Origin of the sequence: Nocardioides ungokensis, from assembly GCF_013466985.1 — a bacterium.
GTDB classification, from domain to species: domain Bacteria; phylum Actinomycetota; class Actinomycetes; order Propionibacteriales; family Nocardioidaceae; genus Nocardioides; species Nocardioides ungokensis.
Map to the genome: position 1 here is coordinate 2,173,311 of NZ_CP059164.1, position 23,838 is coordinate 2,197,148.

The following is a 23,838-nucleotide window of genomic DNA, read 5'->3' on the forward strand; positions in this document are numbered from 1 at the left end:
GGCGACATGAGCAACCCCGTGGTCGTCGTGGTCGGTGCAGGTCCCGGAGTCAGCGGCTCGGTGGCGCGGCGGTTCGCGCGCGACGGCTACGACGTCGGACTGCTGGGCATCGACCAGACGGAGCTGGGCGAGCTGGGCCGCGAGCTGCGCGAGGGTGGCGCCGACGTGCAGTCGGCCGTCGTGGACATCACCGACGTCGAGGCCTGCACCGCGGCCATCACCGGCGTCGGCGAGCACTTCGGGCACGTCGACGTGCTGCACTTCAACCCTAGTGCCTTCCGCCAGAAGGACCCGCTGCAGCTCAGCGTGCACGAGCTGCTCGAGGACGTCGCCCTGGGTGTCGGGGCGCTGCTGACCGCCGTGCAGGCCGCGCGCCCGTTCATGGACGGCGGTGGCCGCGTCACGGTGACCGGCAGCATGGCCGCCGACAAGCCGTGGAACCAGGCGGCGTCGCTGGGGGTGCAGAAGGCGGGCGTGCGCAACCTGGTGCGCAGCCTCGACACGACCCTCGCCCCCGACGGCATCCGGGCGGTGTCGGTCACCGTGCGCGGGACGCTCTCGCGGGAGGGCGCGTTCACGCCCGACCGGGTCGCGGAGGCCATCCACGCGGCGGCCTTCCAGGACGAGGACGACTGGCGCACCGAGGTGCCGTACGCCGGCTGAGGTCGCTACGTGGTCCGTGCGGGGATCCGCTCGTGCCAGGCGCGGTGCGAGACCTGGTCGTCGCCCAGCCTCGCCCAGGTCTCGATGGCGACGTCGAGCCCGGTCGCGGTGACGGTCACGTCCATCACCGAGCGGACGTGCACGGCGACCCCGGGCCACTCGAGCTCGAAGGTGGTCTGGGCGTGGGCCGTCTGGGTGTGGCTGCGGCGGTCGACGCCGACCTCGCCGAAGTAGTCCTCGCGGGCGTGGCCGTCGTACGGCGTGGAGTACTCGGCGACCACGTGGGTGCGGGCGTGGGTGGTGCGGCGCAGCACGTCGTCGCGGATCTCCCAGGTGACCCCGTCGACGCTCTCCGCGGAGTGCTCGGCGCCGGGGGCGAAGACCGGGGTCGGGTAGTCGCCGACGAGCACCGGCAGGTCGAGCGTGCCGCCGTGGACCGTGAGCTTGACGGGTGCCGGGGGCGCGACGGTGTTGGGCCAGTCGGAGCCGGCGACGCTGACGCGCAGGCGGTTGCCGGGGGCCCAGGTGTAGGCGCAGGCGTCGAGGTCGAGCACCACGTCGTACTCCTCGCCGGGGACCAGCGGGGTGGGCGTGCCGTGGACGCCGTCGCGGTACGCGAGGTCGAGGGTGCCGCGGGCCACGAGGGCGGAGGTGCCGTCCGGGAAGACGTCGCAGAGCTTGACCGACAGCGACGCCGCCGGGGCGTCGGCGCTGACCCGCAGCCGGGTCCGGGGCTGGCCCACGACGGCTCCGTCGGGGGCGTCGACGTCCCACGTCAGCGACCGGGCGTCGTCCAGGCGCTGGTCGCCGGACAGGCCCCAGGGCAGGTGCCCGGCACAGTCGATCCAGGCGGCCGTGCCGACGTCGGGCACCACGGGCAGCGACCGCGGTCCGGCGAGCTCGACGCCGACGGCCTCGGTCGGCGGGACCGTGGGCAGTCGCAGCCACGTCCCCGCGTGCAGGTCGAGGTCGGGCTCCGGCCTCGTGGAGGAGCGGACGAAGACGTCGCAGTGGGAGTCGAAGGGCTCGTCGGAGGTGGGGCGCAGCCAGCGGTCGAACCACGCTGCCATCTCGACGTCGAGGTCGAGGCGCGGGCCCGGCATGGCGTGGGTCGGGTCGGCGTGCGCCCAGGGTCCGGCGAGCAGCCGGTGCGGGACGCCGTTGGCGCCGAGCGCGGCCATCGTGCGGAAGGAGTTGTTGCGGTAGCCGTCGGCCCACCCGGCGATGAGCATCACCGGTATCTCGATGCGCTCGTAGCCGCTCCCGTCGGCGCCCAGCCGTACCGACCCGCCGCGCCAGTAGTCGCCGTGCATGCTCTCCCGGAGCCAGGTCAGCACCCACGGCTCGTTGGTCACCAGCCGACGCCGCCACTCCTCCTCCCACGTGCTGCCGTTCGCGTCGCGCCAGACCGCCGGCACGGGCGGCAGCACGCACATCGGCGTCATGTAGTGGCAGTAGTCGACGAGGTCGACCAGCCTCAGGGCACCCCCGCGCCAGTGCACGTCGTCGGTCCAGCGGTCGTCGCTGGAGTAGATCGCGCACACCGCCTTCAGCGCGGGGGGCCGCTCGCAGGCGAGCTGCAGGGAGTTGAAGCCGGAGTACGACGTGCCGAACATGCCGACGCCCCCGTCGCACCACTCCTGCGCCGCCAGCCAGGCGATCACCTCGGCCAGGTCGCGCTGCTCCTCGGGCGGGTACTCGTCGATCGCGTCGCCGGACGACGACCCGGTGCCGCGCACGTCGACCCGGCACACGGCGTACCCGTAGGAGTCGCGGAGCACCTCGTAGCCGGGTGCGTAGGACGAGGTGAGGTCATCCTTGCGGTAGGGCAGCGCTTCCAGCAGGCACGGCTGCGGACCGGTGGCCGGGTCGGGGAGGAAGAGGGTGGCGGCGAGCTCGACGCCGTCGCCGACCGGGATCCGCACCTCGACCTGCTTCCCGGTCATGCGCGGACGCCGTCCAGCAGGGCGAGGACCTCGGGGGAGTGTAGGGAGTCGCTGCTGCGCCCGTCGCGGCCGACGGTGGTGGGGGCGGTGAACATCGAGTTGAGGACGGCCTCCTCGGCGGCCTCGACGACCGCGGCGAAGAGCGGGTCGAGGGCGCGGCCGGCGACGGCGACGGTGCCGTTCGGGCGGCCGTCGCGGTCGACCCGCAGCCCGGTGCCGAAGCCGAGGAAGATCTCGCCGCTGCCGTGGTGGGCGACCGACCCGGTGCGGGCGAGGCCGAGCCCGATCCGACGGGCCAGGCGGGCGCACGCGGCGCTGTCCACCGCGGCGTCGGTGACCACGATGCCCAGGCAGGAGCCCGCCGGCGCCTCCGGGCCCGATGGCGGTGGGACCAGCCGCCGCCCGACGGGCTCGCCGGCCACGACGAGCTGGTCGCGGGTGCCGAAGTTGGTGAGCAGGAGCACGGCGACGGTGTGGCCCTCGGCGGTGACCCGGGACGACGTACCGATGCCGCCCTTGAAGCCCAGGCAGGACATGCCCGTGCCGGCACCCACGGCGCCCTCGTCGGGAGCGGTGGTCGATCCTCGGCTGGCGAGGGCGGCGAGCCGTGCGGCGCGCACGTCGTCGGCGGTCACCTGCATCCGGCGGCAGTCGTTGAGGTGGGAGTCGTCGCACTCGCCGACGATCGGGATGACCACGTCGTCGGCGACCTCGGCGTGCTGCTCGAGCTCGATCTCGCAGGCCGCGTCGTAGACCCGCCCCAGCTGCATCGTGGAGGTCAGGTAGACCGGCGTCTCGGCCGAGCCCCACTCGGCGGCGGTGAGGAACCCCGTGCACTCGCCGGCGCCGTTGAGCACGGCTCCACCGGCGGGCACCGGACGGTGGTAGGCGTCCTCGGCGAGCACCATGGCGGTGACGCCGGTCCGGGCTGCCCCGCGGCCGGCGGGCGGCGGCGGCTCGTCGCGGTGGACCGTCGCGTGCCCGACGCCGACGCCGCGCACGTCGAGCACGGAGTTGGTCGGCCCGGTGGGCAGGGTCCCGATGCGGATGCCCAGGTCACGTGCGCGCGGCATGGGGACATCCTGCCCCAGCGCGGTCCGGTGCAGCCCGGGCCGCGCGGATGCGATGCTGACGCGATGACCCGCCTGTCGACGTCGAGCACGGTCCCGGTGGTCTGGTCCGCGGACACCCGGCTGCACGAGCCGAAGCACGAGATCTGGGTGGGGGCCGCGACCCCGGCCGTCGAGGTCCCGGCGCGGGTCGACGCCATCCTCGCGGCGCTCGAGGGCCTGCCGCTCCACGACGCGACCCGCCACGACGACACCCTGCTGGCCGCGGTGCACGATGCCGGGCTCCTCGAGTTCCTCGCCGGCGCCGCCGAGGCCTGGGCCGCCGGCCCGTACGCCGAGCTGGTCGGCCAGGACCGTGTGGTGCCGTACTTCTTCCCGACCCAGGCGCTGACCCAGGGGATGACGCCGACGCCGCCGGTGGCGCTGCACGCCCGGACCGGGCTGTGGTGCTACGACACGATGACCCTGGTCGGCCCCGGCACCTGGACGGCCGCCCGGTCGGCCGTCGACGTCGCCCTCACCGCCGTGGACCTCGTCGCCGCGGGGGAGCGGACGGCCTACGCGCTGTGCCGGCCGCCGGGGCACCACGCGACGCGGGCGGGGTACGGCGGGTCGTGCTACCTCAACAACGCCGCCGTCGCCGCTGAGGGGCTGCGCTCCCGTGGTCACGAGCGGGTGGCGGTCGTCGACGTCGACGCGCACCACGGCAACGGCACCCAGGCGATCTTCTGGGAGCGCGCCGACGTGGTCTACGGCTCGGTGCACGTCGACCCCGGTGCGGGCTGGTTCCCGCACCTGTTCGGGCACGCGGGGGAGACCGGCGCCGGGCCCGGGGCCGGCGCGACGCGCAACGAGCCGCTGCCCGAGGGGACCGGCGACGACCGCTGGGTCGAGGCGGTCGAGGCGCTGGCCGACTGGGTGCGGGCGGCGGGCTGCTCGGCGCTCGTCGTCTCGCTCGGTGTGGACGCCGCGGCCGACGACCCCGAGAGCCCGTTGCTGGTGACGGAGGACGGCTACCGCCGGGCCGGGCGTGTGCTGGGCGGGCTCGGGCTGCCCTCGGTGGTGGTGCAGGAGGGTGGCTACCACCTGCCGAGCCTCGGTGGCCTGGTCGCGTCGTACCTCGAGGGGCACGCCGGCGCCTGATCCTTCCGACCGGTTTGGTCGAACAGGTGTTCGACGACGGCGTACGATGGGGGCATGCCCACGTACGTCGCCCCGCCCGGCTGGCCGGCCCCCGTCCGCCCGCCGGACGCCCCGGACTGGGAGCGGACCGCACAGAACTGGCTGCTGGACATCTGCCCGCCGGAGTACCGCTCCTATCCCGCGCTGCGCCGACACCCGGTGGTGCTGGCGCGCTTCGCGGTGCTGCACGTCGAGGCCAGCCAGGCGGCTGCACGCCGTGGGCTGAGCGAGTCCCGTTCTGCGCTGCGCGACGTCGCGCAGCTCGACGTCGTGGAGGCGGCGGTGCAGACCTGGCTCGCCGAGGAGGCCCGGCTCTCGGGCGTGCGCCGGGCTGTCGGTCTGGTCGAGGAGGCGCTGCGGGGACGGAGGTTCGTCGCGCGTCTGTGAGGGTCAGAGTCGGGCGCTCAGCAGGTCGGCGCCGGGGCCGCTGAGCTCCGCTTCTCCCACCGGCCGGCCGGCCAGGACGAGCATCAGCGCCTCCGCGGTGGCGTGGACCTCCGGCCCGCCACCGTGGGTCCAGCCGATGTCGTCGGCCACGAGGCTGACGCCCTCGATGCGCCGCCTGGCGCTGCCGCCCACGACGGTGCTCCCGGGCCAGCGGGTCCCCACGAGGTAGTCCGCCACCGGGGTGAAGGCCCGCAGCGAGATCGGGCGCTCGCGGTGCAGGGGGCGACGGATGTCGAGGCCGTGGACGATGGCGTCGGTGAGTGCCGCGACCTGCGGCAGGCCGATCGGCTTGGCGCCGGTCGCCGCGTTGGCCCGCAGCTGACCGACGATGGCCTCCGGTCCCCGCCGCGACCAGCGCCGCGCGCTGTCGGCGACGAACTTGTTGATGCGCAGCCCGCTGCGCACGAACCCCAGCGCCGTCTCGCCGATCCCGGCGGCCGGAGCCCAGGCGATGTGCGCCGCGACGTCCTGCACCGTCCAGCCCGTGCACAGTGACGGGGTCGACCACTCCTCCGGGGTCAGCGTCTCCAGCAGGTCGATGAGCGCCAGTCGTTCGGATCGGATGGTTTCGGACATCTCGTCCATTCGCCGAGTCTGGCAGTGGGGTCCTGCGCTCGTGAAGGCGGTCGCAGGTGGGTGGTCGCGGTGATGGCAGCTATGGGGAGCGGTCCGCTGGGGTTACGGCCGCTTACCGGCTCACCGCCGCCGCTGGTTGAGGTGCACCGGTGGTTGAGGTGCGAGCGTCAGCGAGCCTCGAAACCCCGCAGCCCAGGCAGGGCGACGACCCGAAGATCAGCCCACGCGAAAGCTTTACCTTCGCTTGTCCCCAGAACCCCCGGACCGGGACGATTCCGGGCCCTGACTGTCGGTGGTCGATGCGATCATGGACACATGTTCGAAACCGATGCAGCAGGAGAGCCCGTCGAGGTCGCCGACCTCGACGCGCCGGCCTGCTCACGTTCCTCGACCAGCGCAAGCTCGACGCCCGGATCGCCGAACGCGACAAGCTCCGGGCCGCCGCCAGTGGTGCGTGCTGCACCCCGCCACCACCGACACCGGCACCGCGACCTGGGGTGGCGCGTCGATGTTGGGCGGCGACCTGGACGGGGACGAGTCGCTCGGCGGCGAGGGCACCCCGGCGGTCCGCGTTCGCCCCGAACCGCTCCGCCGTGCTGGGGGTGGCCACCATCACGGGGATGAAGCTGATCGCCGACGCCCTGGACCTGCAGCACCGGCTCCCCGCATCTGGCGACTGGTCGAATCGCTCGCGGTGGAGCCGTACAAGGCCCGCACGTCGCCCAGGCCACCCACCTCTGCGAGGCGCCGCGCGGATGTGGACGAGCAGCTCGCCCAGGCTCGCCTCGTGCAGCTGGAAGGCGATCGAGACCGCCGTCGCCCACGCCATCGCCAAGCACCACCCCGAGCTCCTCGAACAACGGAGAAGCACGGGAAGCAGTCCTGGCACGTCACGCTGCGCCACCCGCCCCAGCGAGTACGCCGGCACCTCCTGGCTCGACATCACCGGCGACACCCTCGACCTGACCGCGTTCCACGACCTCGTCTGCGACCAGGCCGCCGTTGAAGGCGCTCGGGACACCGACGAGCTGGAGGTCCGCAAGGCCAAGGCGCTGGGCGTCATCGCCTCCCAGCAGGCCCAGCTCGACCTCACCACGCTCCTCGGCTCCGCAGACGGCGACAGCCCCAAGCGCGACCCCGCGGAAGCCGAAGACCCGGTTCTACCTCCACCTGAACCTCGCCGACCTCGCCACCCACGGCACTGCGGCGGGGCCTCCGAGATGGCCGCGGGACGGTCGAGCGGCTCGGCGCCGCCACCATCACCCGGATCAAGGAGTGGGTCGGCCACTCCCAGGTCACCGTCCAGCCGGTCCTCGACCTGGCCGCAGATGCGGTCGACGGGCACGAACCACCCGCGTGGATGCGCGAGCTGGTCATCCTCCGCGACGGCCACTGCGTCTTCCCCTGGTGCCACCACGACGCCCGATCAGCCGACCTCGACCACATCGACCCCTACGTCCCATCGACGAGGGCGGACCACCCGGCCAACCCATCCGGGCAATCTCGCCCCGTTGTGCCGGCGACATCACCGCGCCAAGACCAGCCGACGATGGCGCTACCGACGCCGACCCGACAGCACCTATGAGTGGCACGGACCCCACGGCCGCGCTACCTGGTCACACCCCACGGCACCATCCAGCTCACCAGCAACTGAGCTCCACCCTTGACCGGCCGGACCCGGCAGACCCACCAGGACTGTCGGGCCACCGGCGCGCCCGGGCGCCGGGGCGTCGGCTCCAAGCGGGCTTCAAGTGGACCTCAAGCACTCGCGGCGAGCCTTCCGTCATCAATCACACCTCTGACGGGAGAAGAACCGTGTCACGCATGCTCTATCGCCTCGGCAACGGCGCTGCGGCGCACCCCTGGCGCACGATCGGAGCCTGGTTGCTGCTCATCGGAATAGCGGTCGCGGCCGCGTCCGCGTTCGGCGGCACCCCGCAGGACAACTGGGACGTCCCCGGCGCCCGCGCCCAGAAGGGGATCGACGAGCTGCGCGCCCACGTTCCCGGTCGGGGCGGGTCCAGTGCGCAGGTGGTCGTCCACGACCGGGACGGCCACCGGCTCGCCGCCGGTGACCTCGACGCGCTCACCCGGCGGCTCGACGCGCTGCCGCACACGGCGTACGTCAGCGAGCCGCGACTCTCCGCGGACGGCGACACCGCGCTGGTGACCGTCGCGTACGACGTGCCGACCACCGACCCCGACATCATGGGGACGGTCGGCGTCGACCAGCTCGAGAGCGCGCTCGCGCCAGAGCGGGCCGCCGGACTGCAGGCGGAGCTCGGGGGAGAGCTGCCCTCGACCGGCGGCCAGGAGATGAAGGGCACCGGCGAGATGGCCGGAATCGTGGTGGCGCTGGTGCTGCTCGTGCTGGCCTTCGGGTCCGTGGTCGCTGCCGGCCTGCCGCTGGCCATCGCGTTGACCGGCCTGGGCGTCGGCTCCGCCGGCGTGACCGTGCTGGCCGGCACGATGGATGTCAGCACCTCGGCGCCCACCGTCGCCACCATGGTGGGGCTCGGCGTCGGCATCGACTACGCGCTCTTGCTCGTCACCCGGCACGTGGAGTTCCTCAGCGAGGGACACGAGAAGCGCGTCGCCGCCGGTCGGGCGGTTGCGACGGCGGGCCGCTCGGTCGTCTTTGCCTCCGCCACCGTGCTCGTCTCGCTGATGGGCCTGCGCCTGGCCGGACTGCCGGTCTACTCGAGCTTCGGCTTCGCGACCGCGATCACCGTGCTCGCGGTGATGGCGACGGCGATCACGCTGGTCCCCGCCCTGTGCGGTCTCGCGGGCAACCGCCTGCTTCCGCGGAGGGTCCGCCGGGCCCGCAAGGCCGGCCACGGCCTTCAGACCGCGACGAAGCGTCCGCTCACGGCTCGCTGGGCCGCGCGGGTGGCACGTCGCCCGCTGCCGGCCGCGCTGGCTGCCCTCGTCGTCCTGCTCAGCCTGGCTGCGCCCACGCTCGCGATGCGCACCTGGCCGCAGGACGGCAGCACCAACAGCACCGACACCACTATCCGGCGCGCCTACGACCTGATCACCGAGGAGTACGGTGCCGGCGCGAACGGCCCGCTGACCGTCGTGGTCGACCGGAGCGTCGTGAGCGACGGTGAGACGCGGGCGATCGCCGCCCGCCTTGCCGATCGGCCCGGCATCGTCGGGGTGACCACGCCGCAGACCACGCCCGACGGTGCGCTGAGCGTGCTCGAGGCCGAGCCGGCCTACGGCCCGACCGACGAGCGCACCACCACTCTGATCGAGACGCTGCGCGACGACGTGCTCCCTGACGGCGTCGAGGTCACCGGGACCACGCCGCTCTTCGCCGACATCTCCGTCATGCTGACCGGACGGATGTGGCTGGTGGTCGGCTTCGTGGTCGGGCTTTCGGTCTTGCTGCTGACGATGATGTTCCGCTCGGTGATCGTCCCGCTCAAGGCCGCGGTCATGAACCTGCTGTCCATCGGGGCGGCGTACGGCGTGCTGACGGCGGCGTTCCAGTGGGGCTGGGCCGGCGGGCTGCTCGGGATCGACCACCCGGTGCCGGTGTCGAGCTGGATCCCGATCCTGATGTTCGCGATCCTCTTCGGGCTCTCGATGGACTACGAGGTCTTCCTGCTCTCGCGAGTCCGCGAGGAGTGGCTGGCCACCGGCGACGCTCGCCGCAGCGTGGAGCGCGGACTGTCCGCCACCGGCCGGGTCATCTCCTCGGCCGCCGCGATCATGGTCGCGGTGTTCCTCGGCTTCGCCACCGAGGCTGACGTCGTGGTCAAGATGCTCGGCTTCGGGATGGCCGTCGCGATCCTGCTCGACGCCACCGTGGTCCGCCTGGTCCTGGTCCCGGCGACCATGGCGATGCTGGGCCGCTGGAACTGGTGGCTGCCGGGCTGGCTGGACCGCCTGCTGCCCAGGATCGAGGCCGAGACCTCCGCCGACCTCTGGGACGAGCTGGACGCGCTGCCCGGGCCACCCGCCCCGGAGCGGACGACCGAGCCCGTCTGACCTGCCACACGTCACCGCAGGGTGTCCGCGGAGCCCAGCCGCCAGACGGCGAGCCCGTGGACACCCTGCTGCACGGCGAGCGAGCGGCGGACATCGTACGAGCGGCGGTCCGACCACCACAGGACGGTGCCGTCGGACAGCTGCGCCCGCCACTCGCCCTTGCCTGCCCTCCACTCGGCGCGGGTGCCGTCCTCGCGGACCAGCCGCCGGGCGCCCCGGTCGGTGACCGTGTGTCCGGTGCCGTGCCGGGGCCAGGTGTAGCCGTAGCCCGCGACGCCCAGGTCGACCTTCGAGACCGGCACCGCAGTCGTCAGGGCCGCGAGGGTGCGCCGCTGCCACGGCAGCGCCCCGATCGGACCCGGCCCGGACCACCCCGGGCCGTGCTGGTCGTACGTCATCAGCGCGACGACGTCGGCGGCCCTGCCGAGCTCCCGGATCCGGTAGCCCCTGGCGTGGTAGATCCGCACCGAGGTGGAGGCGCTCACGTCGACCGAGACCGTCCGGTCCGCGGGCATCCGGTCCTGGAGCTCCCGCACCAGCAGGACCAGCCCCGGCCCGTCCGCCGGGCGCAGCCGCTCGAGGTCGACGGTGATCCCGTCCCAGCCCTGCTCGATGGCGTACGACGCGAGCCGGGCCGCCACCCGGCGTACCCGCCCCTCGTGGCGTAACAGCCTCCGCGCGGCCGCGGGGTCGAAGTCGTCGAGCCGGTTGCTCCAGTTGCTCAGCAGCGGCTCCGCGCGGAGGCCCTGCTCGTGGGCGGTGTCGAGCATGCGCAACGCATCGGCGGTCAGCCGTGTGACGTCGCGGCCGTCGGCGTGCAGAAGGAGCGCGGCCACGCCCACCGTGGTGAGGGCGTCGGCGTCACGGGTGACGAGCCGGGGCGAGGCGGCCTCGAGCACGTAGCCGGTGACCGCGGGGCCGTCCGGGGCGGGGGCCGCCGACGCCGGAGGGAGCGGGGCCAGCAGCAGCGGGAGGAGGGCGAGGGCCGCACGTCCGAGCACGCGGGAGGTCATGGCGACAGCGTGGCACGCGGCAGCCGCTAGCGTGGCCGCCGTGCACCGCTTCGCCACCGTGATCCTGGTCGACCGCCGAGGCTGGCTGCTGCTCCAGGAGCGCGACGAGCATCCCGTGATCGACCCCGAGAAGTGGAGCCTGTGCGGCGGCCACCTCGAGCCGGGCGAGGACTACCACGCCGGCGCCCTGCGCGAGCTCGAGGAGGAGACCGGGATCCGGATGACGCTCGACCACCTCGAGCTGTTCGACGAGCTCGAGCTGTTCCACGAGGCCTACGGCTCCCACGACACCATGCAGGTCTTCGCCGGCGCCACCGACCTCACCGACGCGGACATCGTGCTGGGGGAGGGCCGCCAGATCGTCTTCGTCGACCCAGCCCACGCCGTCACTCTCGACCTCAGCGCCGCGGCCATCCGCGTGGTCCCGGCCTTCCTCGACTCCGCCCTCTACCGCCGGCTGCGCCCCTGATCGACAAATCTGTTGTCGAGCGGCCCCGGGGGTGACAGAGTTGCGCGGCTGCCAAGGGGGGAGAGCGCGGGGATGAGACTGAGGTACCGGCCGTTCCAGGCCATTGCGATCGCCACGCTGGCGGCACTCGTCACGGCCTGTGCCGCGTTCGCGCCGCTCTACGACCGCGCCATGCGGCAGGCGCTCACCGACATCAAGATCGAGCGCACCGCCCCCGCGGTCGTCGGGCTGCAGCTGCGCGCGATCGCGTCGGACCCGCGGATCACCTTCGGTTCGCACGTCCGCACCCGCCCGCCGGAGCCGGAGGCCGTGCTGGCGAAGGTGCCGGAGGACATGCGCGCCTCCTACCTCGCACCGGTGCTCGGCTACTCCGCCGAGGCGAGCGTCCCCAAGGGCGAGCTCCCGCCCACCGACGCCGGGGGGCCGACAGCCTCGACCGGCCACGTGATCTGGCGCGACGGCGCGTGCGACCACGTCGACTTCACCGAAGGCGGGTGCCCGACGAGCGCCGGCGACGTTGCGATCAGCGAGGCCGACGCCCGGACCTTCGGCCTGCGTGTCGGTGAGTCGTTCAAGGTGCCCGGCATCCCGCTCAACCAGGCGTCGGCGACCGTGCCGAGCGCCAGGCTCCACGTGAGCGGCGTCTACCGGCAGCAGCCGGGCGACTACTGGTTCGGGCTGAGCCTCACCGGGCTGTCCGGCATCGTCGATCCGGAAACGGACCTGCTGCAGCACGACCTGTGGCTCACCGACCGCGCGACCTTCACCGACTCGTCGGTCCCGCCGCTCAACGGGCAGGCGTCCACGGTCGACCTGCCGCTGGACCGCGACGCCGTGGGCGTCGACGACGTGCTCGGTCTCGCAGGCGGCATCCAGAGGCTCGCCGGGGAGGCCCGCCACGACACCGGCGTCTTCGTCGACGTGCACTCGGGGCTGCCGTCCATCGTCCAGGACATCCGCGACCAGACGGGGCAGTCGCGGGTGACGGTGCCGCTCCTGATGGCTCAGCTGGGGCTGCTCGCGGTGATCGTGCTGTGGCTGGTCCTGCTGGCGGTCACCGAGCAGCGGCGACCCGAGGTGGCCCTGGCCCGCCTGCGCGGGCGGGGCCGCCGCGGAGCGCGGGGCCTGCTGCTCGCCGAGCTGTTGCCGGTGGCGCTGGCGGGCGTGGTGCCGGGAGCGGCAGTCGCGGTGCTCGGGGCCTGGGTGGCGCGCACGCAGGTGCTGCCGGGCCACGCGCCCTTCGAGCTCGGGCTGCGCTTCGTGGCCGCGGTCGCGCTCGCGGTGGTGGTGCTGACAGCCGTCACGCTGCTCGCCGTCTCGCGGGTGGCGCGCGAGCCCGTGGCGACCCTGCTGCGCCGGGTGCCGCCCCGGCGTACCGGCTGGTCCCTGGGGGTCGGTGACGCCCTCGTGGTCGCCGGCGCAGGGGCGGTGGTCGTGCTCTTCGCGACGGGTGGGCTCGATGGCCCGGTCGCCCTGGCCGCCCCCGGCCTGGTGGCCATCGTGGTCGGCCTCGTGCTCGCCCACCTCACCTCGCCGTCGGCGGCGGTGGTCGGACGTCGCCTGGTCGCGCGCGGGCGGGTGCGGTTCGGCGTCAGCATCCTCGACGCGGCCCGGAGCCCGGCGACCCGACGTGTGGTCGCGATGGTGACGGTGGCCGCGGCCCTGGCCGTCTTCTCCGCGGACGCCCTGGCGGTCGGGGACCGCAACCGCGCCGCGGCGGCCGAGCAGCAGGCGGGCGCCCCGATGGTCGCGGAGATCCGGGGCAACGACCTCGCCGCCGTGCGCGCCGCGCTCCACGAGGTCGACCCCGACGGTCGCCGGGTCACCCCTGTCGTCCGGATGCTGCCGCCGGGGTCCGACAGCGGGGGCACGCTGGCGGTCGTGCCCGACGCCTTCCGGCGGATCGCGATCCTCCCCGGGTCGGCGGGCTCCGCCTCGGTGTGGGACCGCCTCGCCGTGCCGGACACGAAGCCGATCCAGGCGACCGGCACGCACCTCTCGCTCGACGTGGACGACTCCACGCTCGTGTCGCGACGTGAGGACGGGAAGCCGAGCCCCGTCACGCTCGGTCTCGACCTCGTGACCCGCAGCGGCGAGACGCTGCACACGACCTTCGGCGACCTCGGCGGACCGACCCACCACCGGCGCTTCGGCACCGACGTGTCCTGCGGCGACGGGTGCTACGTCACTTCCGTCTGGGTCAGCACCCTGCCCGGTGCCACCATCGACGGCGAGGCGACGCTGCGACACCTGGTCGGCACTCCGGGCGGACAGGAGGCCACGATCGGGCCGGCGGACCGCTGGCGGTCGTACGTCGACGCCGCCAACGGCAGCTTCCGGCCCCGGTCCACCGCTCCGGACCGGCTCACCCTCGTCGTCCACAGCAACGGACCGTCCCTGGTCTCGATGGCCCAGACCTGGCTCCAGCCGCAGGCGCCCGCTCTCGTGTCGCGCCCGCTGCCGCCCGACCTGGTGACCGGCCGGTTCACCGGTGTCGGCCTGGACGCCGAGGACCAGCCGGCGGTCCGGGTCGGCGCGCTGCCCCGGGTGCCCGGCGCGAGACCCGGCACCGTGGTCGTCAACCTCGACGCCGTCACGCGCGGGCGCACCGTCTCGGCGGGGGCGAGGATGCAGCTCTGGTTCGCCCACGACGATCCCGCGTTCCTGGCCCGCACGACGAAGGCGCTGGCCGACCACGACGTCTTCGTGGCGAGCACCTCGACGCTCGCCGGCACGCGGCGCACCTACGACGAGTCCACCGCGGCCTGGAGCCTCGGGCTCGCCGTCGTCATCGGGATCGCCGCGCTCCTGATCGCGCTGCTGGTGCTGGTGGTGAGCGCGGTCAGCACCTGGCGGTTCCGGGTCCGTGACCTCGCGGCCCTGCGCATGAGCGGGATCCCCGGCGGCGCCATCGGCACGATGGCGGTCGCGGCACAGCTGCCGGCCGTCCTGCTCGGGGTCGTCGCCGGCACCGCCGCGGGGCTCGTGGGCGCCCAGCTCGCGCTGCCGATCGTGCCCCTGTTCGCCACCGCGCCCGAGGTCTCCACCCTCGACCTCGCCACCGCCTGGGGCGGCGTGGCCGGTGCCGCGGTCGGCGCGGCAGTGGTGCTCGGCCTGGGGGCGGTCCTCATCGGCCGGGCCCTGGCCCGGCGCTCCGACGTACGACGACTGCGGGAGACGGTGTGATCAGGCAGGCGAAGGGCACCCGGGTCAGCACGCACCGGCTGGTGCACATCTACCGCTCGGAGGGGCACGAGGTCGCGGCGCTCTCCGGCGTCGACCTCGAGGTCGCACCCGGCGAGATGGTCGGGCTCCTCGGCCCCTCCGGCGCCGGGAAGTCCACGCTGCTCAGCCTGTTGGCGGGAGTGTTCCGCGCCAGCGCCGGCAAGGTGCACGTGGGCGACCTCGAGCTCTCCTCGGCCTCGCCCCGGGAGCTGGACGAGATGCGCGCGAACGACGTGTCGCTGATGCTCCAGGGCGCCGTCCGCAACCTGCTGCCCTACTTCACCCCGCAGGAGAACGTCCGGTTCGCCCAGGGTGCCGCCCGCCGGGCAGGGAAGGACCTGCCGGACCCCGAGGACGTGCTGGCCCGGGTCGGGCTCTCCGCCGACGCGCACCGGCCGCTCGCGACGTTGACGCCGGGCCACCTGCAGCTGGCGGCGCTCGCGGTCGCGATCGCGCCGAGCCCGGGGCTGCTGCTCGCCGACGAGCCCACCAGCCAGCTCGACCACCCGGCGCGCGACCGGGTGCTCGGCTGCATGGCCGACATCAACCGGGACCTCGGCACCACGATCGTGCTCGTCACCCATGACCCCGAGGTCGCCACGTTCCTGCCGCGGACGATCACCATCCGCGACGGCCGCGTGGGCGGCGAGGGCCGGTCCGGGGAGGAGTACGCCGTGGTCACCCCCGACGGCTTCCTGCCGCTGCCGGTCCACGTCCGCGAGGACCTCGCGCCCGGCACGCTGGTGCGCTTCCACCTCGTCGACGGCAGCTACGTCCTGATTCCCGAGCCCACCGAGGAGGCCGACGCATGAGCGGGTTGCAGGCCGAGAGCCTCAGCGTCCGGTACGGCGACCTGGTCGCGCTGCGCAGCCTCGAGCTCGACCTGGGCCCGGGCAGCCTGGTCGCCGTCACCGGTCCGTCCGGGGCCGGGAAGTCCACGCTGCTGTGGGCGCTGGCCGGGGCGCTGGCGCCCACCGAGGGGAGGGTGCGGTACGCCGAGACGGTGCTGGCCAGCCGTGAGCAGGCCGCCGGGCTCGGCGTCGTGATCGTCCCGCAGGGCAACGGGCTGGCCTCGTCACTGACCGCGTCCGAGAACGTCGTGGTGCCGCTGCTGTCCACGGGAGTCGCGGCCGCCGACGCGCACCGGCGTGCCGCCGCGGCGCTCGCGCTGGTCGGCCTGGAGGAGTCCGGGACGCACCTGATCGAGGAGCTCTCCGGCGGCCAGCAGCAGCGGGTGGCTCTCGCCCGCGCCTTCGCCGCGCGGGCGGACGTGCTGCTCGCCGACGAGCCCACCAGCGACCTCGACGCCGCCAACCGGGAGCGGACCATGGCCGCGCTGCGCACCGAGGCGGCTCGCGGCGCGATCGTGGTGATGGCCACCCACGACCCGGAGGCTGCCGCGGAGGCCGACGGCGAGCTGCACCTCGACGAGGGGTGGCCACCTGGCGGCGCCGACTGGTGTGATGGTCCGGTGAGCGCCGCGAGCAGCCTGTCCGTGATCCCCGTCCCCGGACCCGGTGCCGAGGACGTCGTCGTCGGCACCCACGGACGTGACGAGGGCGCCGTCTTCACCGGCACCGCCGACGGGAGCATCTTCCGGATCGGCCACGACGCCCGCCGCATCGACCGGGTGGCCCACACCGGTGGTCGCCCGCTCGGCATCGAGATCGACCCCGACGGCCGGCTGCTGGTCTGCGACGCCCACCGCGGCATCCTGCGGATCGACCCGGCCACCGGGGGCGTGGAGCCGGTCCTGCACCGGGTGCAGGGGCGCCCGATGGTCTTCTGCAACAACGCCGCGATCGCCTCCAGCGGCGACGTGTGGTTCTCCGACTCCTCCACCCGCTTCGGCATCGAGCAGTGGAAGGACGACTTCGTCCAGGACACCCGCACCGGCCGGCTGCTCCGGCTCGGCCCCGACGGCGAGGTGGAGGTGGTGCTTGACGGTCTGGCCTTCGCCAACGGTGTCGCGCTGAGCCGCGACGAGGCCTTCGTCGCGGTCGCCGAGACGGCCGCGCGCACCGTCGTACGCCTCTGGCTGGCGGGGGAGCGGGCCGGGCAGCGGGACTACCTGGTCCCCGACCTGCCGGGCTACCCCGACAACATCGCACGCGGCAGCGACGGCCTGATCTGGGTGACGATCGCCTCACCGCGCGACCCGCTCCTGGAGCGCATCCAGCACGGGCCGCCGTGGCTGCGCCGCCAGGTCACCCGGATCCCCGAGCGGCTCCAGCCGAAGCCGAAGCGCACCGTGCGCGTGCAGGCGTACGACGACCAAGGCTGGCTGGTGCACGACTGCGACGTGCGTGACGCCGGCTACCACATGGTCACCGGCGTGCGCGAGCACGAGGGCCGGGTCTGGATGGGCAGCCTGGAGGAGCCGGCCGTCGCGGTTCTGAATCTCTGACGCTCCCGGATACAGTGAACGGTCGGCAGCATTCACGACGAGAACCGGAGGATTCATGGGCGTGCTGGAGTCGATCTCGACCCCGGGTGACCTGAACGGCCTCTCCGAGGACCAGCTCGACACCCTCGCCACGGAGATCCGCGACGTGCTGGTCTCCACCTGCTCGCGCACCGGCGGCCACCTCGGCCCCAACCTGGGCGTGGTCGAGCTGACCATGGCGATCCACCGCGTCTTCGACTCGCCGCGCGACCGCGTGGTGTTCGACACCGGCCACCAGGCCTACGTGCACAAGCTCCTCACCGGGCGCCACACCGAGTTCGACAAGCTGCGCCAGGAGGGCGGCCTCAGCGGCTACCCGAGCCAGGCCGAGTCCGACCACGACATCGTCGAGAACTCCCACGCCTCCACCGCGCTCAGCTACGCCGACGGGCTCGCCAAGGCCTACGCGATCCGCGGCGAGGACCGCCACGTGGTCGCGGTCATCGGCGACGGTGCGCTGACCGGCGGCATGGCCTGGGAGGCGCTGAACAACATCGCGGTCGCGAACTCCAGCAAACTGGTCATCGTCGTCAACGACAACGGTCGCTCGTACACGCCGACCGTCGGCGGCCTCGCGACCGCCCTCACCGGGCTGCGTACCAACCCGCGCTACGAGCACGTCCTCGACATGGTCAAGAAGCGCCTCAACGCGGTCCCCGGCGTCGGCCCCGCGGCGTACGACGCCCTCCACGCGATGAAGAAGGGGCTCAAGGACGCCCTCGCGCCGCAGGGCCTCTTCGAGGACCTCGGCCTGAAGTACGTCGGCCCGGTCGACGGCCACGACCGTGCCGCGATGGAGCACACGCTGGCCCAGGCGAAGCGCTTCCAGGGCCCCGTCATCGTGCACGCGCTGACCCGCAAGGGCTTCGGGTACGACGCCGCCGAGCGCCACGAGGCGGACCAGTTCCACTCGCCCGGACCGTTCGACGTCGACAGCGGCGAGGAGGTCCCCAAGGGGCGGATCTGGACCGACGTGTTCGCCGACGAGATCGTCCACATCGGCCAGCGTCGCAAGGACGTCGTCGGCATCACCGCCGCGATGATGCACCCGGTCGGGCTCCACCACTTCCAGGCCCGCTTCCCCGAGCGCACCTTCGACGTCGGCATCGCCGAGCAGCACGCCGCCACCTCGGCGGCCGGCCTCGCGATCGGCGGGCTGCACCCGGTCGTCGCGGTCTACGCGACCTTCCTCAACCGGGCCTTCGACCAGGTCCTGATGGACGTGGCGCTGCACAAGTGCGGCGTCACCTTCGTGCTCGACCGCGCCGGTGTCACCGGCGACGACGGCGCCTCCCACAACGGCATGTGGGACATGTCGATCCTCCAGGTCGTGCCGGGCCTGCGGCTCGCCGCTCCTCGCGACGCCAGCCGGCTGCGCGAGCTGCTCAACGAGGCCGTCGACGTCGACGACGCCCCGACCGTGGTGCGCTTCCCCAAGGGCCCGCCGCCCGAGGACGTGGAGCCCGTGGGCAAGGCCGGAGGCGCCGACGTGCTGGTCCGCACCGGCACCAAGGACGTCCTCATCGTCGCCGTCGGCTCGATGGCCACCACCGCCGTGGACGTCGCCGACCGGCTCGTCGCGCAGGGCATCGGGGTCACCGTCGTCGACCCGCGCTGGGTGATGCCGGTCGACCCGGCGATCGTGGAGCTGGCCCGCGAGCACCGCCTCGTGGTCAGCGTCGAGGACAACGGCAAGATCGGTGGCTGCGGCGCCGTGCTGCTGCAGACGCTCAACGAGGCCGGGGTCACCACGCCGTACCGCCTGCACGGGATCCCGCAGCAGTTCCTGGGCCACGCCAAGCGCGCCGTCATCCTCGAGCGGATCGGGCTCACCCCGCAGGCGCTGGCGCTCTCGATCGTGGAGGACATCTCCGCGCTCGCCTCGGGCGAGACGCTCGTCGACTCCGACCGGCCGCTCTAGGCGTCCGAACCCGGGACCCTTTGGCCCGGATGGGGGACGACGCCCGGGTGGTCGCTTTGCCAGTGTGGTCCGGAGGGTCACCATGGCAACCGACATCCCACGTCCCGGCGGCCGGCCGTTCGTCACCGACGGCGGCCTCGAGACCGACCTGATCTTCAACCGGGGCGCCGACCTGCCCGAGTTCGCGGCGTTCCCACTGGTCGACGACCCGCGCGGCCGCCCGCTTCTGAGCGCCTACTACGACGAGTACGCCGCCATCGCCCGGGCCGCCGGCGTGGCCCTGATGCTGGAGACGCCGACGTGGCGAGCCAACCCCGACTGGGGCGAGCGGGTCGGCTACGGGCGGGAGTCGCTCGACCGGGTCAACCGGGACTCCGTCGCCCTGCTCGCCGATCTGCGCTCCGGCTATGGCGACCTGCCCGACGTGCTCGTCGGCGGCGTGGTGGGTCCCCGGGGCGACGGCTACGTGGCGGGGGAGCGGGCCGACCCCGCCGAGGCCGCGGACTACCACGCCCCGCAGGTGGAGGCGTTCGCCGCGGCGGGTGCCGACCTGGTGTCGGCGTACACGCTGACCGGCCCGGAGGAGGCCGTCGGAGTCGTGCGGGCAGCACGCGCCGCGGGAATCCCCGTCGCCGTCTCGTTCACCGTGGAGACCGATGGTCGCCTGCCCGACGGGACGACCCTGGCCGCTGCCGTCGACCAGGTCGACGCCGACGGGGACCGGACTACTTCCTGGTCAACTGCGCGCACCCCAGCCACATCGAGCCCGGTCTCGTCGAGGGCGCCTGGCGCGAGCGGGTCCTCGGGGTGCTGCCCAACGCCTCGACGATGACCCACGCCGAGCTCGACGCCGCCGAGGAGCTCGACGACGGTGACCCCACGGAGCTGGCCGCGTCGACCGACCGGCTCCGCGACGCCCTTCCCAACCTGACCGTCCTGGGTGGCTGCTGCGGCACCGATGCACGGCACGTGGCCGCGATGTGGGGTGTGGCCCCGGGCAGGTAGCTACACGACCCGCACCGGGGTGTGGTGGGTGGTGAAGTTCCAGACCTTCAGCGACAGCGCCTCGCTCAGGCGGATGCACCCGTGAGACTGGGACATGTTGGTGCCGAGGTACCAGTCGGGGTGGATCTGCCTGCCGCTGGACTTGTAGGTCGGGATCCGGTGGAAGCCGATGCCGCAGGGCGCGAAACGCACGAAGTTCCACAGCCAGACGTCACCGCTGGCGGTCGAGTTGCGTTTGATCCTGGCCGCGCGACCGCAGTAGGAGCCGGTCCGGTGGGCGCCGGGGTGCAGCACCGACGGGTTGTCGACCATGCCGCCCTGGGCGATGATCCCGCCCTTCGGGCCGACCAGCCAGATCCAGTTCTGTCGCTGGCTGACCACGATCCGCCTGCCCGTCCCGGAGCCCGGTGGGACCGGGCGCTGGTCGCAGTGCGGCGCCTCCTCGGCGTACAGCCGGGTGCGGGTCGCCTGGTCGAGCTTGCCGGTCTGGGCGCGGCCGGTGCGCGACTGGAAGCGGACCACCGCCGACCGGGTCCACGGGCCGAGCTTGCCGTTCGCCGGCCCTGCCTGGCAGCCGAGGTGGTTGAGGCGGCGCTGGGCCTTCTCCACCCACGCCTGGCCGGTCGCATCGGCCGGCGAGACGGCCAGCACCATCGTCAGCACCATCGTCAGGGCGACCGTCAGCGCGGCCACCGGTGCAACGGCGACGGACAGCAGGCGGGTCATCGGATCCTCCGGTTTCGTCGGGATGCCGGCGGCCCGGCGTACGTCGTCTGACGGACCATCCAACCGGCCGTTCGCCGCGGGCGGAAGGGGGCGCCCCGGACAGGCCGATCAGCCCTACGGTCCCGCCCCGTCGCGGAGCACAATTGTCGGCGTGGAGCCCGGCAGGTGGCTGGCCCAGACATCCCGGGCACCTGCGAGAGAAGGTGCATCATCATGCGGATCAGCTGGAGGGATGGTCTCGCGACGCTGGCGATTGCGATCGCCACGGTCGGTTACCTGCTCTGGGTGACCGACACCGCCCTCACCTCGTGGACCGCACGCGCGGCAGCGATCGGCGTACTGGTCCTCGGCGTGGTCGGCGGCGCACTGGGCGCCGAGCGGCTGGTGGTCGACCTCGGCGCGGAGGGACACGACCGTGGGCCGATGGCCTACATCATCTGGATGGGACTGCTGCTCGCGTTCGCCGTCGTGAGCGCGGTGGTCGCCGTCGCCATGTCGAGCACGACCTGGGTGGGGCTCCTGACGCTGAGCATCGTGGCCCTGTGGGTGTCCGCAACGGCGCGGGCGCTCATGCTGGGTGCCGGGCGCCCCCACCACGTCGGGCACTGAACCGTCGAGTGCGGGCACCCCACGGACGGGAGGAGGGTCAGTCGACCTTCATCTCGCCCAGCTCCGACCAGCCGTCCTGATCGACCGTCTGGCTCACGATCTTCGGAGTCGCGGCCAGGTAGCCGGGCAGCTTCTGCTGGGCCGCCTTGAAGTGGTCACTGTTCACGTGCGCGGCCCCGGCGTCGCCGTCACGGAAGGCCTCGACCAGGACGTACTCGCAGGAGTCGTCGACACTGCGCGACCAGTCGAACCACAGGCAGCCGTCCTCGGCGCGGCAGGCCTCGGTGAACTCGCGCGAGATCTCGGGCCACGCGTCGGCGTGCTCGGGAAGGACCTGGAACTTGGCGGTGATGAAGATCATCGGGGCTCCTCCTGACGACTGGCACTGACGGTGGACGAAACAACCGGCCGGCCCGATGCTACGGGCCGGCCGGTCGTCACGCGCGCGCGGCGAGGATCAGTGGAACTTCTTTCCGCTGACCTTCTCGCCGAGGCCCTCGCGGTCCAGCAGCATGGTGAGCCCGCCGTTCCAGAACGAGAAGCCCGCGCCGGTGATCATCGCCAGGTCGAGGTCCTCGGGGCGGCGACGACGCCCTCGTCGAGCATCAGCCGCGCCTCCTCAGCGAGCCCGGAGAGGACGCGGGTGCGGATCTCGGCGGGCTCCAGGACGACCGGCTGCTCCGGCTTCTCCTGCAGTGCCTCGACCTCGGGGTCGATGCCGCCGTCCGGACCGTAGTACGACGACTTCCTCGCCGCGACCACGCGCTCGAGGGCGGGGGAGACGTAGAACCGGTCCGGGAAGGCCCGGTGCAGCGTCTCGTTGTTGTGCAGCGCGATCGCCGGACCGACGAGCGAGAGGAGCATGAACGGCGGCATCGGGGCCACGCCTGCGAAGGCGCGGTCCGCGACCGGCACCGGGGTGCCCTCGTCGACGATCCGGCCGACCTCGCCCATGAAGCGGCCGAGCAGCCGGTTCACGATGAAGGACGGGCTGTCCTTGACGAGGATCGTGGTCTTCTTCAGCGCCTTGCCGGTGGCGAACGCCGTGGCGAGGGTGGCGTCGTCGGTCCGCTCGCCCTTGACGATCTCCAGCAGCGGCATCACCGCGACCGGGTTGAAGAAGTGGAAGCCGACGACCCGCTCGGGGTGCTCGAGGTCGGCCGCCATCTCGGTGATCGACAGCGACGAGGTGTTGGTCGCCAGGATGCACTCCGGCGAGACCGCCTTCTCGACGTCCGCGAAGACCGACTTCTTGACCGACATCTCCTCGAAGACCGCCTCGATCACGAAGTCGGCGTCGGCGAAGACCTCGCCCTTGTCGACCGCGCCCGAGACGAGCGCCTTGTGGCGGTTGGCCTTGTCGCGGCCGATCCGGCCCTTGGCAAGCAGCTTCTCGATCTCGTCGTGCACGTAGGCCACGCCCTTGTCGACGCGCTCCTGGTCGAGGTCGGTGAGGACCACCGGCACCTCGAGGCGGCGTACGAACAGCAGCGCGAGCTGGCTGGCCATCAGGCCCGCTCCCACGATGCCGACCTTGGTGACCGGCCGGGCCAGCGACTTGTCGGGCGCACCCGCGGGACGCTTGGCCCGCTTCTGCACGAGGTCGAAGGCGTAGAGCGACGCGATCAGCTCGGGCGTCCGCGACATCGCCTCGAGGGCGTCGTCCTCACGGGCGAAGCCGGCGTCCCGGTCGCCGTCCCGGGCGGCGTCGATGAGCTCGACGGCCTTCTTGGCGGCCGGGCTGGCGCCGCCGGTCTTCGACTCGGCGACGTGTGCTCCCTTGGCGACGGCCGCGTCCCACGGCTCGCCGCGGTCGATCGTGGCCCGCTCGACGGTCACCGCACCGGTGAGGACGTCGGCCGCCCACAGCAGCGACTGCTCGAGGTAGTCCGCCCCGGAGAAGCACGCGTCCGCGAGGCCGAGCTCGTAGGCAGCCTTGCCACCCAGCGTCTTCCCGTTGTTGAGCGGGTTCTCGAGGATCAGCGTGACCGCCTTCTCGGGGCCGACCAGGTTGGGCACCAGGAAGGCGCCGCCCCAGCCCGGGATCAGGCCGAGCATGACCTCGGGCAGCCCGAGCGCGGGAGCGCTGTCCATCACGGTCCGGTAGGTGCAGTGCAGCGCGACCTCGAGGCCGCCGCCCAGGGCGAGGCCGTTGACGAAGCCGAACGACGGCTTGCCGCCGTCCTGCAGCTTGCGCATCACCGCGTGGCCGAGCTGGGCGATCACGCGTACGCCGTCCGGGCCGCCGCCGGCGATCGAGGTGAGGTCGGCACCGGCCGCCAGGATGAACGGCTTGCCGGTGACGCCGAGCGAGGTGATCTCGTCGTCGGCGAGAGCAGCGTCGATCGCGGTGTTCAGCGAGATCAGGCCGCGGGGCCCGAACGTGTTGGGCTTGGTGTGGTCCTCGCCGTTGTCGAGCGTGATCAGGCCCATCACCCCGGCACCCTTGGGCAGGGTGACCTTGCGGAGCTTGGCCTCGGTGACCCGCTCGGCGTCGGAGGAGATCTCCTGGGCGCGGGTCAGCAGATTCGCGATCTCGGTCAT

The 23,838-nt window shown here is 73.2% G+C and carries 20 protein-coding genes; 13 read left to right on the plus strand and 7 right to left on the minus strand.

Going from position 1 to position 23,838, the window contains the following annotated elements:
- Positions 1-6: 6 nt before the first annotated feature.
- Positions 7-663, plus strand: a complete 657-nt coding sequence (locus H0S67_RS10675) for an SDR family oxidoreductase (RefSeq protein ID WP_180936552.1) — start codon at positions 7-9, stop codon at positions 661-663.
- 5 nt (positions 664-668) lie between these two features.
- Here the strand turns inward: H0S67_RS10675 and H0S67_RS10680 are convergent, their stop codons facing one another.
- Entirely contained in the window at positions 669-2,609 is a 1,941-nt protein-coding gene (locus H0S67_RS10680; protein ID WP_180936553.1) for a CocE/NonD family hydrolase, read from the minus strand.
- Complete coding sequence (locus H0S67_RS10685; RefSeq protein ID WP_180936554.1) at positions 2,606-3,682, minus strand: P1 family peptidase; 1,077 nt, start codon at positions 3,680-3,682, stop codon at positions 2,606-2,608. Before H0S67_RS10685 ends, H0S67_RS10680 begins: the two co-directional genes overlap by 4 nt.
- Before the next feature lie 63 nt (positions 3,683-3,745).
- On the opposite strand from H0S67_RS10685, the gene H0S67_RS10690 reads away from it, so the two are divergent.
- Together H0S67_RS10690 and H0S67_RS10695 are read left to right on the plus strand one after the other, a co-directional pair.
- A complete protein-coding gene (locus H0S67_RS10690; protein WP_180936555.1) occupies positions 3,746-4,822 on the plus strand; it encodes a histone deacetylase family protein in 1,077 nt (358 codons plus the stop codon).
- Positions 4,823-4,876: 54 nt separating this feature from the next.
- Positions 4,877-5,248 carry a hypothetical protein gene (locus H0S67_RS10695; RefSeq protein WP_180936556.1) on the plus strand — a complete coding sequence of 124 codons (372 nt, stop codon included), beginning with the start codon at positions 4,877-4,879 and terminating at the stop codon, positions 5,246-5,248.
- Between the two features lie 3 nt (positions 5,249-5,251).
- On the opposite strand, the gene H0S67_RS10700 is transcribed toward H0S67_RS10695, so the two are convergent.
- Complete coding sequence (locus H0S67_RS10700) at positions 5,252-5,884, minus strand: maleylpyruvate isomerase family mycothiol-dependent enzyme (protein ID WP_180936557.1); 633 nt, start codon at positions 5,882-5,884, stop codon at positions 5,252-5,254.
- A gap of 755 nt (positions 5,885-6,639) precedes the next feature.
- On the opposite strand from H0S67_RS10700, the gene H0S67_RS10705 reads away from it, so the two are divergent.
- Both H0S67_RS10705 and H0S67_RS10710 read left to right on the plus strand, forming a co-directional pair.
- On the plus strand, positions 6,640-7,551 hold the full coding sequence (locus H0S67_RS10705; protein WP_180936558.1) for a hypothetical protein: 912 nt from the start codon (positions 6,640-6,642) through the stop codon (positions 7,549-7,551).
- Positions 7,552-7,708: 157 nt separating this feature from the next.
- Positions 7,709-9,880, plus strand: coding sequence for an MMPL family transporter (locus H0S67_RS10710; protein WP_246355287.1), 2,172 nt, complete (start codon positions 7,709-7,711; stop codon positions 9,878-9,880).
- Positions 9,881-9,891: 11 nt separating this feature from the next.
- Here H0S67_RS10710 and H0S67_RS10715 read toward each other — a convergent pair whose 3' ends face one another.
- On the minus strand, positions 9,892-10,893 hold the full coding sequence (locus H0S67_RS10715; protein ID WP_180936560.1) for a glycosyl hydrolase family 18 protein: 1,002 nt from the start codon (positions 10,891-10,893) through the stop codon (positions 9,892-9,894).
- A 40-nt stretch (positions 10,894-10,933) separates the two neighbouring features.
- On the opposite strand from H0S67_RS10715, the gene H0S67_RS10720 reads away from it, so the two are divergent.
- The 7 genes from H0S67_RS10720 (at position 10,934) to H0S67_RS26665 (ending at position 19,959) form a co-directional block, all read left to right on the plus strand.
- Positions 10,934-11,362: an NUDIX domain-containing protein gene (locus H0S67_RS10720; protein ID WP_219635633.1), complete on the plus strand. Its 429-nt coding sequence runs from the start codon at positions 10,934-10,936 to the stop codon at positions 11,360-11,362.
- Positions 11,363-11,434: 72 nt separating this feature from the next.
- Positions 11,435-14,548 (plus strand): FtsX-like permease family protein, encoded by a 3,114-nt coding sequence (locus tag H0S67_RS10725; RefSeq protein WP_180936562.1) that lies wholly within the window; start codon positions 11,435-11,437, stop codon positions 14,546-14,548.
- The gene (locus tag H0S67_RS10730; RefSeq protein WP_219635634.1) at positions 14,545-15,399 is read left to right on the plus strand and encodes an ABC transporter ATP-binding protein; all 855 of its coding nucleotides are present in this window, start codon (positions 14,545-14,547) and stop codon (positions 15,397-15,399) included. Before H0S67_RS10725 ends, H0S67_RS10730 begins: the two co-directional genes overlap by 4 nt.
- Complete coding sequence (locus H0S67_RS25040; protein WP_246355288.1) at positions 15,396-16,994, plus strand: ATP-binding cassette domain-containing protein; 1,599 nt, start codon at positions 15,396-15,398, stop codon at positions 16,992-16,994. Before H0S67_RS10730 ends, H0S67_RS25040 begins: the two co-directional genes overlap by 4 nt.
- A 55-nt stretch (positions 16,995-17,049) precedes the next feature.
- Entirely contained in the window at positions 17,050-18,954 is a 1,905-nt protein-coding gene (gene dxs / locus H0S67_RS10740) for a 1-deoxy-D-xylulose-5-phosphate synthase (protein WP_180936563.1), read from the plus strand.
- A gap of 82 nt (positions 18,955-19,036) precedes the next feature.
- Positions 19,037-19,786 carry a homocysteine S-methyltransferase family protein gene (locus H0S67_RS10745; protein ID WP_219635636.1) on the plus strand — a complete coding sequence of 250 codons (750 nt, stop codon included), beginning with the start codon at positions 19,037-19,039 and terminating at the stop codon, positions 19,784-19,786.
- Positions 19,714-19,959: a homocysteine S-methyltransferase family protein gene (locus H0S67_RS26665; protein ID WP_281369040.1), complete on the plus strand. Its 246-nt coding sequence runs from the start codon at positions 19,714-19,716 to the stop codon at positions 19,957-19,959. Before H0S67_RS10745 ends, H0S67_RS26665 begins: the two co-directional genes overlap by 73 nt.
- Here the strand turns inward: H0S67_RS26665 and H0S67_RS10750 are convergent, their stop codons facing one another.
- A complete protein-coding gene (locus H0S67_RS10750; protein WP_246355289.1) occupies positions 19,960-20,685 on the minus strand; it encodes a L,D-transpeptidase family protein in 726 nt (241 codons plus the stop codon). It lies immediately after the preceding gene.
- A gap of 213 nt (positions 20,686-20,898) precedes the next feature.
- Between H0S67_RS10750 and H0S67_RS10755 the strand changes: the two genes are divergently transcribed.
- On the plus strand, positions 20,899-21,294 hold the full coding sequence (locus H0S67_RS10755; protein ID WP_180936564.1) for a hypothetical protein: 396 nt from the start codon (positions 20,899-20,901) through the stop codon (positions 21,292-21,294).
- Between the two features lie 37 nt (positions 21,295-21,331).
- Here the strand turns inward: H0S67_RS10755 and H0S67_RS10760 are convergent, their stop codons facing one another.
- On the minus strand, positions 21,332-21,655 hold the full coding sequence (locus H0S67_RS10760) for a putative quinol monooxygenase (protein WP_180936565.1): 324 nt from the start codon (positions 21,653-21,655) through the stop codon (positions 21,332-21,334).
- A 194-nt stretch (positions 21,656-21,849) separates the two neighbouring features.
- Complete coding sequence (locus H0S67_RS10765; RefSeq protein WP_246355290.1) at positions 21,850-23,838, minus strand: 3-hydroxyacyl-CoA dehydrogenase NAD-binding domain-containing protein; 1,989 nt, start codon at positions 23,836-23,838, stop codon at positions 21,850-21,852.